Source organism: Bacillus sp. 5RYD7K, assembly GCF_059831465.1.
The window spans coordinates 70,557-86,401 of the sequence record NZ_CP191200.1 but is presented as its reverse complement, the minus strand read 5'-3'; the positions used below and the strand labels follow the sequence as shown (position 1 = coordinate 86,401).

Below are 15,845 nucleotides of genomic sequence, written 5' to 3'. Positions count from 1 at the left end.
AGAGCCTTTGGGATGAACCGGCCGAGAAAAGCGGCCTTTTTATGCTTCATTCACTTTTTTTGCTTTTCTTCTTTGATACAGATACAGTGCCGTTCCGAGCGCGCTGATGAGAAACCCGGCAAGGAGGATGGAATACATCGCTGTGGCTGTATCAGGAAGCAGGCCGCCCGGCGATACTCCGTCCTGCGCTTGGCCGGATGAAGGGTTTTGTCCGTTTGGCTGTTTTCCGGAGCCGTGATCTCCGCTTGTCGGCGGCGCGCTCTTCGTGTTTGCGTTTAATATGGCGTATTCACTGAAATGATTGGTATAGCCCGTGACGAGATCGTGTGAAACCGATCCGTTGTCTGTTTTTGTATAGGCGTTCTTTTTCCGGTCTATGTGATAAATGCCCGGCTGTTTCGCCTTCTTCGTATTCTCCATGCGCATGGTAAACTTTACAGGCGCTTTAAATGTTTTGATGTCTTTGTTTTTCTGCTTCATTGTAAAGTCGTATACGTTTGAAAGCGCACCGCTTACTTTCTTTTTCGGCGTCACGCCGAACCGTGTGTCATCAGCTCCAGCGTTTGCCATCGGCATTTTCATGCTGAACTTGTCATGCAGGATCGTAAGGGAAGAATCAGATGTTCTGTCCTTTAACAGGCCGATCTGTTTTTTGGTTACGCTGAGATCAATCGGCTTTTTGGCGCCGTCATTCTTGTCGTAGTATACGATCGGTGTATTGGCGTTTTTGGCATAGGCCGCAAATGCGCTGTCATCTTCAAGCGTCCACGAGCCGTTCTTTTGCTTCGTCGGCAGGTACACTTCTTGCGCACGGCCGTCAACTTTCGGCTCAACCGCTTTTTCCGCTTTTTCAAGCTGCTCGATAAAGACCTCATAGTCGACAAAGCCAAGGTCTTCTTTATGGGACGCTTCGTTAAAGACGGAATATCCGTCTCCGCCTTCACCGACAAAGTTACTGGTGGCGACTCTGTATGTTTTCTTATCAGAAATCGGCTTTACGCTGCCGTCATCCTGCACGGCCGCAGCTTGAAGAACGCGGTGTCCCGGCTTTTTATTCAGTGTAAACGTGTATGTTAAACCGGCAACTTGAGGGAAGGCGCCTCCTTGAGCCTCGATACCGCTTAACCCTTGTTCCAGGGCTTGTTTGATCTGTTTCCCGGTTAAATCTGCGACGTAAAGCGTGTTGCCGAACGGCATTACATTCAGCACATCGCCGAGTGTGATGTCTCCTTTATCAATGCCTGCGCGGATGCCGCCCCCGTTTGTGATCGCAATCTGGGCGCCGGCGGCTTCCTTCGCTTTTTGCAGCATGCCGTCCGCGATGAAGTTTCCGAGATTGGTTTCTTTGGAGCGGACATGCTCGCGCCGGCCGTCAAGCGCAACTTTCGTGGAGCCGACTTTTTCATTTTTGACGGAGATGAGCTCTTTTTTAAACGGATCAAGCTCTTTTTTTAGATCAGGGTCTTCTTTCGTCTGCTCATTCACCGGCAGCGCTTGAAGAGAGGATTGTTCCGGCAGAACGACCCCGTTTTTGTCAAATGCGACATCCACCCGGCCTAAATATTCGCCGTATTCTTTTGCCTGGGCGACGATGGTCGGCTCTTCGTTTTTGACAATTTCCATTTTATCTACAAGCGTATGCGTATGTCCGCCGACGATTAAGTCGATGCCTTTTACTTTTTTGGCAAGATCGAGATCACGCTGATGCCCGATATGGGTCAGGGCGATAATTTTATTGACATGTTCCTTGTTCTGTATTTCTTTTACCGTATCTTGTGCGGATTGGAAGGCATCATTAAAGACAATGCTTTTACCCGGGCTTGATGTGACGGACGTATCTTCCGTTGTTAAGCCGAATACGGCGGCTTTTTCTCCGTTTACATCAAGCAGAATGTATGGATAGATGCCTGCTTTTTTCTTTTTCCCTGCCGTAAAGGTGTCTGCTTTTTTCATGAATGGTCTGAGTTTTGACTCTTTGGACACATCGACATTTGAGCTGATGAGCGGGAAGTCAGGCGCTTGGAAATTGTATTTTCCCGACGGGTCAGCCGCGCTTCCGTTCCCGCTCAAGAAGCTGGCGAGAGCACCCGGGCCTTTATCAAATTCATGGTTTCCGAAGGTCATTGCGTCGTAGCCCATGCTGTTCATCAATTTTAAATCAGCCAGCCCCTGCCACTTCGTAAAATAAAGATCGCCTGAGAAAACGTCTCCCGCATCAAGCAGAATGCTGCGGTCGGTTTCGCTTCTGATTTCTTTGATTTTCGTCATTCGCCTCGCCGCGTTATCAAGGTGCGCGTGCGTGTCGTTTGTATGCATAACGGTGAGCTTCCATGCGTCATCTTTCGGCGGATCTGTGCCCGGTTCATCATCTTTGAACTGGAGCTTGTACTGTCCGTAGCCGGCGTTTTGTGATTCTCCGATATAGGCGACGTCATCTGCGCGGTCGGCAAACGGCTTTGCGGCCAAGGAGGATTCAAATGTCAGGTTCGTCCCTTTGACCGGAAGGATGGACCAGTTATGATCAGCCTGCGGATTAATTGTTTTCTGCTGGATGATGTAATCCATTAAGACCTGCCTGTTTTCATCGGCTGATGAGTATACGATTTTATCATTGCTTAAGTGAGGAAATCCTCCGCCTCCTGAAGCGCGGTAATTATTTGTGACAATCAGAAATTCCTGCTTGGCGCTGACGGGTTTTCCTTGATAAGAAAGGTTGACGATCCGGCTTGCATCGGGATGAATGACTGTTCCGTTTTCGTTGTATTTCGCCGGTTTAGTGACATCGACCTGATAGGTGACGCCGTCAATGACATCAAAATTGTATGAGCGGTAGGCGTCATTTAAAAGCGCTTGGCTGCCGCCTTTTGCCTGATCGATCTGATTAAATTGCCCTGCGGACATTTCAAGCCAGTCTTTCACTTCGCTGCCGTTCAGCTTGACGATCTGAACCGTGTTGTCATACAGGTATAAATCGCCGATATTTTTGATGGCGAGGTCACCTGCGGAAATGTTTGTATAGTAGTTTGAACCGTTCCGCCCGCCGGCTTTAAACGGAGCGCCCGCCGAGAGGATTGGCAGATCTTTATATTCCGTATCCTTCATCTTATTTTCGGCGTACCATTTTTGCGCATCCGTCACGATTTGAATGGACGGATCATCTTTGACTTGGGCGAAAAAACTGTTGATATCGGCTTTTGTCTGGCCGACGGGTTCTCTGATGTATTGCAGTGTGCTTTCATGCGCTTTTTTGACGGTATTGACGACGGTTTCGTTTTCCGAAGTCACATTGCCGGCAATCGGCTCGATCCTGCCTTTTCCATCTTCCACATGCCATGCGCCGTCTGTTTTTTCAAGCCGAAGGTCGATGACCCCCGCATATTTGCCCCAGCTGCTTGACATGACAACGGGGATGCCGTTAATCGTGCCTTTATCGACGTCGAATTGATCAGCGCCTTTGTATTCGGTATCAGGGAACAGACCGTGCTGATGGCCTGATACGATCGCATCAATTCCGCTGACTTTCGTTGCGAGATCAAAAACGGCATTTTCCGCACGGGAGGACTGTGCTTTTTTTTCTATGCCGCTGTGGGCGAGGGCGATGACGATATCGGCACCTTCAGCTTTCATTTTCGGAACGGTTTTCTTCGCGGATTCCACAATGTCCTCGACTTGAACGCGTCCTTCAAGATTTTTTTTATCCCACGTCATGATTTGGGGAGGGACAAAGCCGATGTAGCCGACTTTTAGCTGATGTTTTCCGCCGTTTTCATCCGTGACGGTTTTATCTTTTATGACATAAGGCGTATAACGGTTTTCACCGCTCAATGTTTTCACATTGGCGTTGACGATCGGATAATCAGCGCCTTTCATCGTCCCGTCCAGAAAATCCAGCCCGTAATTAAATTCATGATTGCCGAGTGTTCCTGCGTCATAGTGCAGACTATTCATCACTTCAATGATCGGATGGGTCTTTGCGCCTGAAATGATATCGTTTTTCTGATATTTTACTGCGTATTCACCGAGGGGATTCCCTTGAATCAGGTCTCCGTTATCGACAAGCAGCGTATTCGGATTTTCGCTTCTGTGCTTCGCAATGAGCTGAGCCGTTCGGGCCAGCCCGAATTCCGTTGTCGGTTTGTCGCTGTAGTAATCGTAGTCCATCATATTGGCGTGAACGTCAGTTGTCGCTAAAATGCTGAGATTCACACTGGAGGATTTGTTATCTTCTGCTTTAATGGGTGTTATTGGGAGGATTAGACTAAGTATCATAACTAGGGGCAGCAGAATACGGAGTGTCCTATTGACGCTGCATTTCTGTATTCTCACCTGTTCTCCACCTTTCAACAAATTTTGTCATGCAGTACCATTGTAAGAATATTTTGTGAAAGTTTATATAGATTTCATGATGATTCTTGTAAAAAGAAGAAAAATGAGGATAATGACCTATGTAAAACGAATGGGCGGCAAATGCGTCTTTTATGTTTGATGTTAGTGTGGCTGGGGTACATGGATTTATGTAGACTTCATCAAGCAGGAGGTAGTAACTATGGGTAAAAAAATTGCAGTTGTATTAACGGATTATTTTGAGGACGTCGAGTATACAGAACCTGCGAAAGCTTTTAAAGATGCGGGTCATGAATTAACAGTGATCGAACAGGAAAAAGGAAAAACAGTCAAAGGCAAACAAGGGGAAGCGGAAGTGAAAGTGGATGCGTCCATCGATGATGTGAATCCGAAAGACTTTGACGCATTGCTGATCCCGGGCGGATTCTCACCTGACATGCTGCGTGCGGATGACCGTTTCGTCCAATTTGCCAAAGCATTTATGGATGATAAAAAACCGGTTTTCGCCATCTGCCACGGCCCTCAGCTTCTCATCAACGCGAAAGCATTGGACGGGCGCAAAGCGACAGGATTTACATCCATCCGTATTGACATGGAAAACGCGGGCGCAAATGTGGTGGATGAAGAAGTCGTCGTCTGCCAGAACCAGCTGGTCACAAGCCGCACACCAGATGACATTCCGGCATTCAACCGCGAATCATTAAAACTGCTTGCATAATATAAAAGCGGAGCGCCGTATCAGGCGTTCCGCTTTTTTTGTGAAGATTCACGAATGACCAGCTCGGGCGCCAAAATAATGCGCTGTTTTTTGTGCTGGGAATTGGCGATTTTATGATGCAGCAATTGAGCCGCTTCTTTTCCCGACTGCCGCGGAAAAGAAGCAACGGTTGTAAGCGGGGGATAAGAAATTTCAGCTTCCGGCACGTTGTCAAAGCCGACAATATCAATATCTTCGCCCGGGATGAGTCCTGCTTTTCTGATCCCTTGCATGACGCCGAACGCGACCAAATCACTGAAGCAGAAAATCGCGGCCGGGCGCTCAGGCCGGCGGAGCAGCTTCATCACAGCTTCATAGCCTGCCTCGCGGGTCGGCGCGCTGTCAATCACAAATTCACTTTTCACTTCAAGATCCGCTTCACGGAGCGCTTTTTTAAACCCTTTCATCCGTTTCGTCCATGTTGATGAGTGCTTCACGCCGCCCAGAAACGCAATCTCCTGATGCCCTTTTTCAATGAGATGGCGCACTGCCTTATAGGTGCCTTCCTCATAGTCAGCTCCGACAAAATCACAGTCCGCATCGGCAATCTCCCTGACGGCAAGCACGACCGGAATATCAAGCTGCTCAAGGCGGGAAAGGGTTTCCTCGGCCGCGCCTGAAACCGGGCATAAAATCAATCCGCCGACCCTGTGTTCCAGCATGGTCGAGATCAGCTGCTCCTGCTTGGCGACGGAATCAAATGTCGTGCCTAAGAGCACTGTTAATCCGACTTCCTCGAGTGTATTCTGCACGCCGATCAGAAACTCTGAGAAAAACGTATTGGAAATGTCAGTGATAATCAATCCTACCGTTGTGGACGTCTGTGATCGTAAATTCGCGGCGACCCGATCATATACGTATCCAAGCTCCCGCATGGATTGCAGCACTTTCTCACGGGTTGCTTCGGAAATTCGCGGATTATTGCGGACGATTAATGAGGCGGTGGATGTTGAGACGCCTGCATGCTCAGCGACCTGCTGCAATGTCACCCGGCGTTTTTTTTGCTGTTTCATACGTCGCATTCCTCACTTGGTTATTATTCGTTACCTCCATTATAAGCGTTTTGGCGCGTGAGAAGAAAGAGAGAGGGGGAGAAAAAGATAAAGCGCCGGAAGACGGATTGTCCTTCGGCGCTTTCTATCACAATAGATTATTCAAACATCTGCTCTTTAATATACTGAACCGGCATTTCACGGCCTGTCCAATATTCAAACGCCTTGGCGCCCTGCCAAAGCATCATGCCGAGGCCGTTAATGGTTTTGCAGCCGGCCGCTTGAGCCTGTTCAAGCAATTTCGACGTAACGGGGGTGTAAACGACGTCTGTCACAATCAAATCCGGACGGAGCATGGATGTGTCTTCAATAACACTCAAGCCTTCAAGCGGTTTCATGCCGACACCCGTTCCGTTTGTAAAAATATCGCTTGAAGCGATTTCAGCACGCAGCGCATCTTGATCTTCGAGCGGGAAAAGATTCGCTTTACAAGAAGAGCCCTTCATTTCTTCATTGATGATGCGGACATTCTCTTCCGCCTTTTCGAAAAACGCGTCATTGCGGGCGAAAATTGAGATTTCGCCGAGGCCTTCCAATGCGGATTGAATCGCAATCGGAGTGGCGGCTCCGCCGGAACCGACCAGCGTCATTTTTTTGCCTGTGATGTCGATGCCGTGTTCTTTTAGGTTGCGGACGTATCCCATACCGTCAGTGGAGTGTCCGATCAATTTTCCGTTCTCATTCACCACTGTATTCACCGCACCGGTGAATTTCGCTGAATCTGCGAGTTCATCGAGGTAAGGGAGAATGTTCATCTTGTTCGGCATCGAGACATTGAAGCCTCTGACGTTTAAGGCGCGCATTCCCGTCACCACATCTTCAAGCTGTTCATGACCTACTTCAAATGCGAGGTAAGCGTAGTTCAGCCCTAATTTTTTAAACGCCAGGTTGTGCATCGCCGGAGATAAAGAGTGTCCGATCGGTGTCGCGAATAATCCGATAAGCTGCGTTTTTCCGTTAATCCGTCCTAAATCTTTCTTCATGATGTATTCCTCCGTTAGTCCATTCATCTGTTTTTCATCCCGCTTGAGGGAAGAAAAACGCTGGTTACATATTTTTATTTAAAATGCTGAGTACACTTCGCAATTCAGCAACGGGAATCTGTCCGGGCGCAGATGCTTCTTTGCCCGCGCCGAACGTACACGCCGAGCCGAAGACTTCCCCGGCCAGCCGGCTGATCAGGCCCGTTCCCGCCATTGACATCGTGATGATCGGCCGGTCTGCGTATTGTGTTTTCATCGTATGTGTGGCATCCAATAAGACGAAAACATCTTCAGTGTTTTGCGGCATCACCGCGATTTTCGGGATGTGCGCGCCGTACGCCTGCATTTTCCGCAGCCGGGAGATGATTTCTTCTTTTTTCGGTGTCTGATGAAAATCATGATTGGACATGACGACATATACGCCGTTGTCTTCAGCAGTTTTCACAATTGATTTGACTTCCGCTTCTCCCGTAAACAATTCAACGTCTACAAGTTCAATGTGTCTTGTTTCGATTACGGTTTTAAGCAATTCAATGTAAAGGCGGACGTCAATAACTTTATTTCCGCCTTCTTTATGGGTTCTGAATGTAAAAAGCAGCGGTGTTGCGCCTGCGGCTTTCCGCACCTTTTCAAGCATGCCTTTTACGGCGTCCGGGCTTTCAACGTGTTCATATACATCCGCCCGCCACTCAATGATATCCGGGTTAAGCCTGTTGACGGCTTCAATTTCTTCAAGGAGCTCTTTCTCTCCGCCTGCCATCAGCGGCACAATGATCTTCGGAAGTCCTTCGCCGATGACCGTGTTTCTGATTGTAATAGATTGCATGATAGGTTCTCTCCCTTTAAAAAATAGTCAGGCTTTCATCACCTGCTTATAAACGGATACCGATAAACAATGCGAGGAGGGCGCTGACAGCCGCAATTCCGATATCAAGCAGAAAAACAGGGGTCAGGCCGGCCGTTTTGGATATCGCTCCCGTAATAAGCGGAATGACAATAAAAGATAAGCTTGATGCTATATTAACAAAAGATGTGATGGTTCCTTTATTTTTAGGGAATAAAACAGCCATAACCGTCATCGCCAATTGCAGAATGCCCGCAGTTGAAAGTCCGATGACGAAGGAACTGATGACCGATACGGCCGGCTGCTGAATGAAAATCAGAGCTAGCAGCGCGATTGCCGCGATCACCGGGTACAGCACCATTACCGTAATCGGCTGAATCACTCTGTTTAACAGCACAGCCAGCAATAACACGGACACAAGCGCCCCGATGCTGTAATAGCTCAACAATTTGACGGCTTGCACTTCGGGCATGCCCAAAACGGATTGACCGAACTTAGGAAGCCATACTTGAACGAGCATAAACAGCGCTGTTTATGAAAAGCCTAACAAAATAATCGCAAGGCCTTCGCGCCATATCGACGGCTGTGATCTGAACGTGTCATCAGACGGAGAGGCATCCGCCCGGCCGCAGTCTTCTTTTTGCTTATGATTCGGGAACGGAACTTTCAACAGGAAAAAGCCGTTCAGGAAGAAAATGATGCCGGGCACGAAAAACGTCCACCCGTAAAACAAATGCCTGTCCGCCATAAATGCGATAAAAAACGGAAGCACCGTCGCGCCGATGGATACAAACGCTTTGATTAACACGGCTGCAGAGCTTGCGTTTTTCGGAAATCCTTCAATAAGCGCCGGATATGTGCCGGAATCCAAAAATGAATTGGCGATCCCTGCGAAAATAGCGAAGATAAACGCTTCCGTATAGTTTGTCGAAAGCGGAATTCCGATTAAGAAAATCAGATACAGAAATGCGCCCGCCACGATAAACGGCCGTCTCCCGAATGTATCTGAGAGCTTTCCGGCAAACAGAAGCGAGATCAGCTTCCCGATGCCGATGGCGGAGACCAAATAGCTGACTCCGGCTGCTGATGTATGAAGCTGTTTTGATAATGCTTCCATATTCGATGCGATCATAATAATGATCATGCCCAGCAGGAAATAGTTGATATAAAGACCCGCTGCCATTTTGGTGTATATGTTTTTCATGATGACATCCCCTAATGCGGTTATTAAAGTTAAATTATTGATGAACGCACAGAACCATTCCCCTTTATTGAACCACTGCCTTTCTTTAAAAAACTGGTTTGATAAAACGGCTGCAGGTATACTTGATTAACGTTGATAAGACAGTAAGTATATCGTTATACTAAAAAATAAATTAGAAGACCGCATATTTCGTTCTGCCAAAGTTCGCAGTTACTATACCCCTTCTTTTTATATGTGTCAAACCGATGAACTTTTATTTTTTACTTTTTTAAATCAAAAAAGCCCCGCTGTTTTTCGGCGGGGCTGACACGGGTTTATTTTCTGAGAGAGGCGAGTTCCTCAGCAATGGCCTGCATTTCACTCGGGCTGAATGATGCTTTTTTCATGACCATTTGATGAAGGTATGTAAGATCTTCTATTTTTTCATCACTGAAATCTTCCGCTCTGATGACGCCGACATTGAGCATGTTGAGCTTCTGCGAAATGTCTTCAATCATTTTGTTTAACGTTTCTGTTTGTTGGCTCGGCAAATTCATGCATCCTTTCATGACCGTTTTCGTACCCTTTATTCTAACAGAATTCATTTAGAATAAAAGCTTATTTCCACAGCCGCAGAAAAATTGCTAAGATGATGATAAGGTTTTTGATCCTCAAAATGCGGGGAAAGAATAGGGAGGTTATCGATATGATACATGTGCTGTTTGTCTGTCTTGGAAATATTTGCCGTTCACCTATGGCAGAGGCGGTATTTTCTGATATGGTGAAGAAAAACGGGCTGAACGGGCAGATTAACATTGATTCAGCGGGAATCGGCGCCTGGCATGCGGGAAATCCGCCGCATGAGGGAACGGAGCAGATCCTTAAAGAGAAAGGGATCAGCACAAGCGGCATTACGGCGAGACAGGTCCGTGAGTCTGATCTGACCGATTTTGATTACGTCATTGCGATGGATGCTGAAAATATTGGGCATCTGCGCAGCATGGCCGGTTATAAAAAAGCGGCGCCGCGTATCGCAAGGCTGCTTGATTATGTACCGGAATCGGATCTTGCGGACGTGCCCGATCCGTATTATACCGGGAATTTCAGCGAAGTGTACGCTCTGATCGAGTCCGGGTGCCGTCATTTGCTGGAAACAATAAAGAAAGACCATCATTTATAAGGGGGATTGACCGATGAAGCAGACACGCATCATGGCAAAAGCGATTCTGATCGGCGCTGCCGCCGGCGGAGCACTTTCTTTATTACATAAGCCGACAAGAGAGGCATGTTTCCGGAACATGGACGCGTGCAGGCGGCGTGCGGCATTTTACCGGACTAATCCCGAAGCCTTGAAACAGGAGGCTTCTGCAAAACTGGACCAAGTGAAAAGCATCGCCAATACCGTATCGGACGATCTGAGTTTTTTAAACGGGCAGATCACCAAGCTGAAGCAGACGACGCCGCAGGTCATTGACCTGTTAAAAGAGACGAAGGAGCATTTTTCGAAAAACGATCATTGAGGTGGGATGTCATGAGTTTTATAAAGGAGCTGTTTGCAAGATTTTCTCTGCATGAAGGACAAAGTAAATCGGCGGAGCTGGCGTATTTTTTTCTTCTGTCATTGTTTCCGTTAATAATTTTCATGCTGACGCTCACGGCCTATCTTCCCATATCGGCAGAAGACGTGCTCGGCGCAGTCGATCAATACGCGCCCGACAGCGCAATGTCTATGGTGAAATCCATTACGGAGCAAACGCTGAACAAACGCAGCGGCGGACTTTTGTCATTCGGGATTATCGCCGTCATCTGGTCGGCTTCCAACGGTATGAACGCAATTGTCAGAGCATTTAACCATGCCTACGAAGTCGAGGAAAACCGCTCATTTATCATCATTCGCTTGACCTCAATTTTTTTAACCATCGCGATGGTGGTTACGATTTTAATCGCACTGCTTCTGCCGGTATTCGGCAGAGAAATCGGACTGCTGGCCGCAGATGTCATCGGCGCCCCCGGCCTATTTTTGCAGGTATGGTCGGTTGTCCGCTGGGGTATCAGTCCGCTTATCCTTTTAATCGTCTTTACCGCGCTTTACATTTTCGCGCCGAATAAAAGGCTTTCTCTCCGTTTTGTGCTGCCGGGAGCCGTATTTGCGGCAGCCGGCTGGATTATCGTCAGTATGCTGTTCTCATTTTACGTCGGCACCTTTGCCAACTACAGCGCCACATACGGGAGCATCGGGGGAATTATCGTCCTTATGATCTGGTTTTACCTTACGGGAACTCTGCTGATTTTAGGAGGAGAAATCAACGCGCTTTTACATAAACGTAAAAAGCTTCCTGATGAAAATCCGTACCGCGGGAGCAAGCTATAGAGGAACGGATGACGTTCAAGCTGAAAAACGGAGGGGAATCGGCTATGACCAAGCATACGAAAAAAGGCGGAAGCCATAATAAACAAAACTCAAAAAACGGCCCGAAGAATAAAACAAGCGGAAGCGCCAACGGGCAGAACGGATACCACTAGAAAAAAGCCGCCTGGCCTAAATCAGGCGGCTTTTTATGAGGCGGGAAAAGAATGGGATTCGGAAGCGGCGCTGTGCTTTGTTTTCCCGAAGACGAGCGCAAGCCAAATACAGACCAGGATCACCGTAATAAAGTAAAACAAATTGGCGCTTTCAAACCGCTGCATATACCAGCCGCCCGCCACCGGCCCGATCATGCTGCCGAGGCTGAACGAAATCCCGCAGAGCAGATTGCCCGCCGGAAGAAGATGGGACGGCAGCAGGTCGCTCATATAGCTGATGCCGAGGGAAAACATACTGCCGACCGCCATCCCTGCCATGAAAAAGCAGCCGCCGATGACAGAAGGCGACGGAAACAATCCGGCCGTCAAAAAGCAGAGGACGCCCGTCAGTAAAATGACGAGCAGGACACGTTTTCTCCCGAACCGATCGCTTAATAAACCAAGCGGAAACTGGAATACAATACTGCCGATGGCGAAAGCGGGCAATATCAATGCGACGGCATCTACGGATATGCCTAAGCGCAAGGCGTACACGGGGAAGCTTCCGTTCAGCGCCGTTTCTAAAAAACCGTAGCCGAATGCCGGAAGAAAAGCGACCCAGCCGAAAAGCAGGGCGCGGTAAAACCGTTTTGCGCTGTTGTCCCCGGATGTTTCATCCGGACCTTGCGCCGGGTGCTCATTACGTAAGACAAATACAAACAGCCAGGCGGCGAGACTGATACAGCCGGAGACGATAAACGGAAGGGACGGACTTGTTTTTACGAGAGGGACCATAAACGGACCGACAGCGAAACCAAGCCCGAAGGACAGCCCGTACAGCGAAATGTTTCTTCCTCTGTTTTGGGGCGTTGATTTTGAAGTCACCCATGTTTGGGTTGAGAAATGCAGCATATGATCCCCGATTCCGATCAGCAGCCGAAGAAAAAACCATAACCAGATGGATTGAAGCCAAATAAAACTGAATAAGCTGATGATAACAAGAAATCCGCCCATGACCATCAGAGGTTTGAATCCGAGCTTGCGTAGCGGGGCCTCCATAAACGGCGACGCCAGAAGCACGCCGATATACAGGCCGGTTGCGTGCAGGCCGTTTATAGCGGCTGATTCTCCGTTCGTTTCAAAAATGACGGAAATGACCGGCAGAAGCATGCCTTGGGAAAAACCGGAGATGGAAACAAGCAGAACCAAAATAAAGAAGTGCAGTCGTGACATCGCGTATTTTCTCCTTCTTCAGTATCTTTCTTGATCGTACACGGATTTTTCGTGTCCGGCAACCTGAAAATGCCAATTGGGATTTCTCCGGAAGTGTAATTGAGGGAGTTTTTGAGAAGGATATAAAAAGACTCATTCGAAAAAAGGAGCCAGGCAGAATATGAATCGGATTTTTTTCTTTACCGCTGCGGCGGGAGTGCCGCTTTCAGTTATCGGAAGCCTGATGCACTGGCCGTCAGCTGTTTTGTTTATGATTTATTGCTTGACGATTATCGCGCTTGCAAGTTTTATGGGGAGAGCGACTGAATCTCTGGCCATTATCGCGGGTCCGCGGGTCGGGGGGCTGCTGAATGCCACGTTCGGAAATGCGGTAGAGCTGATTATATCGCTATTTGCCTTAAAGGAAGGGCTGACGGGCATCGTGCTTGCTTCACTGACCGGTTCGGTGCTCGGCAACCTTCTGCTTGTCGCGGGATTGTCGTTTTTTATCGGCGGTTTGAAATACAAGCGGCAGGAATTCAATATTCATGATGCCCGGCATAATTCAGGCCTGCTGATATTTGCCATTATCGTAGCTTTTGTCATTCCCGAAGTGTTTTCCATGGATATGGGGGAAAAAAGCAAGCTTGATTTGAGTGTCGGCATCAGCATCATCATGATCCTTTTATACGTGGCGGCTCTTTATTTCAAGCTCGTCACCCACCGCGGCGTTTATCAGCCGAACCAGCCGGAGGCCAAGGAAGAAGAGGAGCAGCCTGAATGGTCGGGGAAAAGAGCGACAGCCGTCTTATTTATCGCAACCATTATTGTCGCCTACATATCTGAAAATCTTGTCCATACGTTTCATGCGGTGGCTGAACAGTTCGGCTGGAGCGAATTGTTTATCGGGGTGATTATCGTCGCAATCGTCGGAAATGCCGCAGAGCATGCGTCGGCCATCATTATGGCGTACAAAGACAAAATGGATGTCGCCGTTGAAATCGCGGTCGGCTCGACTTTGCAGATCGCCATGTTTGTCGCTCCGGTGCTCGTGATCTGTTCCGTCTTTTTCCCGGTGAATATGCCGCTGGTATTCACATTGCCTGAGCTTGTCGCGATGATATCATCCGTCCTTTTGATGACGATGATTTCAAATGACGGTGATTCGAACTGGTTTGAGGGGGCTACTCTCCTTGCCGCTTATGTCATCATGGCGATCGGATTTTTCCTGCTTTAACCTGTAAAAAATGCGGATAACAACGATTACGGAGGAAAAGACTAAAGGAAAATGCTATAGAAAGAGTGATATGATGAAAAAGCTGTTTCATGCCACATTGATTCTGCTGTTATCCTTTAGTTTTTTTGCAGCGCCGTCTGCCGGTGCAAAGAAACCGTTTAAGGTTCCCAACTCTGTCGTCAGCATTTCCAAGGAAAATACGTATCCGAATGCTTCACAGGACCAGCCGATGCTTCAGCCGAGCAAACTGGCAAAGGAATTGTTAGATACATCAGAGATCAACATCGAAAATCCGCATCTGATAAAGATGCTGAATGAATCTTCGGTTTCCGGTTCACCGCTTGCCATCGGATACCGGGCGACAATATTTCTCGGGAAATGGGCGCTCGGCTATCAATCGAACGAAACGGTCGCCAACTGGGAATATAAAAAAATCAACACGAACAGAGCGGATAACCGGGGCGGGCAGCAAGCCGCGGAAATCTCATACGCCCAAGAACAGCAATACAAAATCAAAGGCGGGCTCACAGCGAAAGTGCCGAACGCAGAAGACGTGAAAAGCATGATGATGCAAAAAGCGATGAAGAAAACAAAACTGCCGCTCGCGTTTGAAACGGTCATCGGCGCCGGCACAAAACGCGATCAGATTTATAAAATTTCTCCGCAGCGGCTCGGCTATTTACACGCCTATGCCCCGGCCGTTAATGAAAAAGGAAAAGTAACATACGGCGAAGTGTATTTGGTGCTGAAAGGCAGCAAGCGGAAACTTGTCGTCAAAAATGTGACCTCGCAAGGAATCGGCGCTTGGATTCCGGTGCAGGATCATGTCACATTCGGTTTTCAAATGACAGCGCAGCCGAGATAAATAAAAAAAGCTGATTCCGGTTTGGGAATCAGCTTTTTTGAGTATAATTCATTTCCTCAAGCAATTGCACATTGTTGTTGTACAGCTCCCGGGCAAGAACGCGTCTCACCGCAAGGCTCGCCGAGAAATATTCTTTGTCTTGAACCATGCCTTTGACGGTAAATTCAATGCCTCTCGTCAATTTGTTCAGGCTCATGATTCCATGCACTTGAAACGGTTCTGTCGCATTGAGAAATTCATCCCGCTTCAGTGAATCGCGAAGCTCATCATTGAGCATGTCACAGGCTTTTTCTAAGACGGCATATACCCGCTCAGGATCTTCCTTATAACTGATCACGACAGACTCGGTAATCCGCATAAAATCAATGTTATAGTTTTGAAGCTGTCTCACCTCACCATTTGAAATGGTAAGCAGCTTGCCGGTCCACTCACGGATCTGCAGGGAACGGAGTCCGATTTCTTCCACTGTACCGTTGAAGAGATTATTAATCGTCACGTAATCGCCCTTATGCAGCTGACGTTCGTATATTAAAAAGATACCGGCCAAAATATCCTTGATTAAAGACTGGGCGCCGAAACCGATGACGATACCGGCAACGCCCGCCCCGGCTAAAATTCTGCCGAAATCATGAACGAATAAAGAAATGACGTAAAAGATGAATCCGATCGTCGCCGTATACTGGGTGATAGAGCGGACGAGGCTCTCAATCGTTTTCCCTTTCCGTTCCTCCAAGAAATCTGTGCGTTTAAATAACACCTGTACAAAGCGGTTGATCAGAAAGACACCGGCGTAAAGCACGAGAGCGACGATGATGATCTCAACCACTTTGCTTTTCAAAATATCCGTAATTGTCGTTTCCATCTTC

At 48.0% G+C, this 15,845-nt stretch carries 13 protein-coding genes and 1 pseudogene; 6 read left to right on the top strand and 8 right to left on the bottom strand.

Annotation, left to right across the window (positions count from 1 at the left end; translation table 11 throughout):
* Nucleotides 1-39 precede the first annotated feature (39 nt).
* Nucleotides 40-4,326 carry a multifunctional 2',3'-cyclic-nucleotide 2'-phosphodiesterase/3'-nucleotidase/5'-nucleotidase gene (locus ACQE26_RS00410; RefSeq protein ID WP_500470359.1) on the bottom strand — a complete coding sequence of 1,429 codons (4,287 nt, stop codon included), beginning with the start codon at nucleotides 4,324-4,326 and terminating at the stop codon, nucleotides 40-42.
* 220 nt (nucleotides 4,327-4,546) lie between these two features.
* Between ACQE26_RS00410 and ACQE26_RS00405 the strand changes: the two genes are divergently transcribed.
* Complete coding sequence (locus ACQE26_RS00405) at nucleotides 4,547-5,062, top strand: type 1 glutamine amidotransferase domain-containing protein (RefSeq protein WP_003155578.1); 516 nt, start codon at nucleotides 4,547-4,549, stop codon at nucleotides 5,060-5,062.
* 20 nt (nucleotides 5,063-5,082) lie between these two features.
* Here the strand turns inward: ACQE26_RS00405 and ACQE26_RS00400 are convergent, their stop codons facing one another.
* The 5 genes and pseudogenes from ACQE26_RS00400 to ACQE26_RS00380 all read right to left on the bottom strand — a co-directional run bounded on the left by ACQE26_RS00400 (nucleotide 5,083) and on the right by ACQE26_RS00380 (nucleotide 9,714).
* The gene (locus ACQE26_RS00400; protein ID WP_438421420.1) at nucleotides 5,083-6,114 is read right to left on the bottom strand and encodes a LacI family DNA-binding transcriptional regulator; all 1,032 of its coding nucleotides are present in this window, start codon (nucleotides 6,112-6,114) and stop codon (nucleotides 5,083-5,085) included.
* A gap of 137 nt (nucleotides 6,115-6,251) precedes the next feature.
* Nucleotides 6,252-7,136, bottom strand: a complete 885-nt coding sequence (locus tag ACQE26_RS00395) for a shikimate dehydrogenase (RefSeq protein WP_438421421.1) — start codon at nucleotides 7,134-7,136, stop codon at nucleotides 6,252-6,254.
* A 64-nt stretch (nucleotides 7,137-7,200) separates the two neighbouring features.
* The gene (gene aroD, locus ACQE26_RS00390; protein WP_500470358.1) at nucleotides 7,201-7,962 is read right to left on the bottom strand and encodes a type I 3-dehydroquinate dehydratase; all 762 of its coding nucleotides are present in this window, start codon (nucleotides 7,960-7,962) and stop codon (nucleotides 7,201-7,203) included.
* Between the two features lie 27 nt (nucleotides 7,963-7,989).
* Nucleotides 7,990-9,184 (bottom strand): annotated as a pseudogene (locus ACQE26_RS00385) (MFS transporter).
* Between the two features lie 314 nt (nucleotides 9,185-9,498).
* A complete protein-coding gene (locus ACQE26_RS00380; protein WP_003155571.1) occupies nucleotides 9,499-9,714 on the bottom strand; it encodes a DUF1128 domain-containing protein in 216 nt (71 codons plus the stop codon).
* A 155-nt stretch (nucleotides 9,715-9,869) separates the two neighbouring features.
* Here ACQE26_RS00380 and ACQE26_RS00375 point away from each other — a divergent pair, with 155 nt between their 5' ends.
* Genes ACQE26_RS00375 through ACQE26_RS00365 form a run of 3 tightly spaced genes read left to right on the top strand, consistent with a single transcriptional unit; the run spans nucleotide 9,870 to nucleotide 11,534 of the window.
* The gene (locus tag ACQE26_RS00375) at nucleotides 9,870-10,343 is read left to right on the top strand and encodes a low molecular weight protein-tyrosine-phosphatase (RefSeq protein WP_016936767.1); all 474 of its coding nucleotides are present in this window, start codon (nucleotides 9,870-9,872) and stop codon (nucleotides 10,341-10,343) included.
* Between the two features lie 13 nt (nucleotides 10,344-10,356).
* Nucleotides 10,357-10,683, top strand: a complete 327-nt coding sequence (locus tag ACQE26_RS00370) for a hypothetical protein (RefSeq protein ID WP_500470357.1) — start codon at nucleotides 10,357-10,359, stop codon at nucleotides 10,681-10,683.
* A gap of 11 nt (nucleotides 10,684-10,694) precedes the next feature.
* Entirely contained in the window at nucleotides 10,695-11,534 is an 840-nt protein-coding gene (locus ACQE26_RS00365) for a YihY family inner membrane protein (RefSeq protein WP_438421426.1), read from the top strand.
* Between the two features lie 185 nt (nucleotides 11,535-11,719).
* Here ACQE26_RS00365 and ACQE26_RS00360 read toward each other — a convergent pair whose 3' ends face one another.
* Complete coding sequence (locus ACQE26_RS00360; RefSeq protein ID WP_500470356.1) at nucleotides 11,720-12,898, bottom strand: MFS transporter; 1,179 nt, start codon at nucleotides 12,896-12,898, stop codon at nucleotides 11,720-11,722.
* Nucleotides 12,899-13,058: 160 nt separating this feature from the next.
* On the opposite strand from ACQE26_RS00360, the gene cax reads away from it, so the two are divergent.
* Nucleotides 13,059-14,114 (top strand): calcium/proton exchanger, encoded by a 1,056-nt coding sequence (gene cax, locus ACQE26_RS00355; protein ID WP_500470355.1) that lies wholly within the window; start codon nucleotides 13,059-13,061, stop codon nucleotides 14,112-14,114.
* 70 nt (nucleotides 14,115-14,184) lie between these two features.
* On the top strand, nucleotides 14,185-14,979 hold the full coding sequence (locus ACQE26_RS00350) for a YfkD famly protein (protein ID WP_095242108.1): 795 nt from the start codon (nucleotides 14,185-14,187) through the stop codon (nucleotides 14,977-14,979).
* Nucleotides 14,980-15,007: 28 nt separating this feature from the next.
* Here the strand turns inward: ACQE26_RS00350 and ACQE26_RS00345 are convergent, their stop codons facing one another.
* On the bottom strand, nucleotides 15,008-15,841 hold the full coding sequence (locus ACQE26_RS00345) for a mechanosensitive ion channel family protein (RefSeq protein ID WP_438421430.1): 834 nt from the start codon (nucleotides 15,839-15,841) through the stop codon (nucleotides 15,008-15,010).
* Nucleotides 15,842-15,845: the final 4 nt, after the last annotated feature.

What these genes read in the sequence shown, in the direction of transcription:
- ACQE26_RS00405 (WP_003155578.1), top strand. Translation starts at nt 4,547, where the DNA reads ATGGGTAAAAAAATTGCAGTTGTATTAACGGATTATTTTGAGGACGTC.
- ACQE26_RS00400 (WP_438421420.1), bottom strand. Translation starts at nt 6,114, where the DNA reads ATGAAACAGCAAAAAAAACGCCGGGTGACATTGCAGCAGGTCGCTGAG.
- ACQE26_RS00395 (WP_438421421.1), bottom strand. Translation starts at nt 7,136, where the DNA reads ATGAAGAAAGATTTAGGACGGATTAACGGAAAAACGCAGCTTATCGGA.
- aroD (WP_500470358.1), bottom strand. Translation starts at nt 7,962, where the DNA reads ATGCAATCTATTACAATCAGAAACACGGTCATCGGCGAAGGACTTCCG.
- ACQE26_RS00375 (WP_016936767.1), top strand. Translation starts at nt 9,870, where the DNA reads ATGATACATGTGCTGTTTGTCTGTCTTGGAAATATTTGCCGTTCACCT.
- ACQE26_RS00370 (WP_500470357.1), top strand. Translation starts at nt 10,357, where the DNA reads ATGAAGCAGACACGCATCATGGCAAAAGCGATTCTGATCGGCGCTGCC.
- ACQE26_RS00365 (WP_438421426.1), top strand. Translation starts at nt 10,695, where the DNA reads ATGAGTTTTATAAAGGAGCTGTTTGCAAGATTTTCTCTGCATGAAGGA.
- ACQE26_RS00360 (WP_500470356.1), bottom strand. Translation starts at nt 12,898, where the DNA reads ATGTCACGACTGCACTTCTTTATTTTGGTTCTGCTTGTTTCCATCTCC.
- cax (WP_500470355.1), top strand. Translation starts at nt 13,059, where the DNA reads ATGAATCGGATTTTTTTCTTTACCGCTGCGGCGGGAGTGCCGCTTTCA.
- ACQE26_RS00350 (WP_095242108.1), top strand. Translation starts at nt 14,185, where the DNA reads ATGATGAAAAAGCTGTTTCATGCCACATTGATTCTGCTGTTATCCTTT.
- ACQE26_RS00345 (WP_438421430.1), bottom strand. Translation starts at nt 15,841, where the DNA reads ATGGAAACGACAATTACGGATATTTTGAAAAGCAAAGTGGTTGAGATC.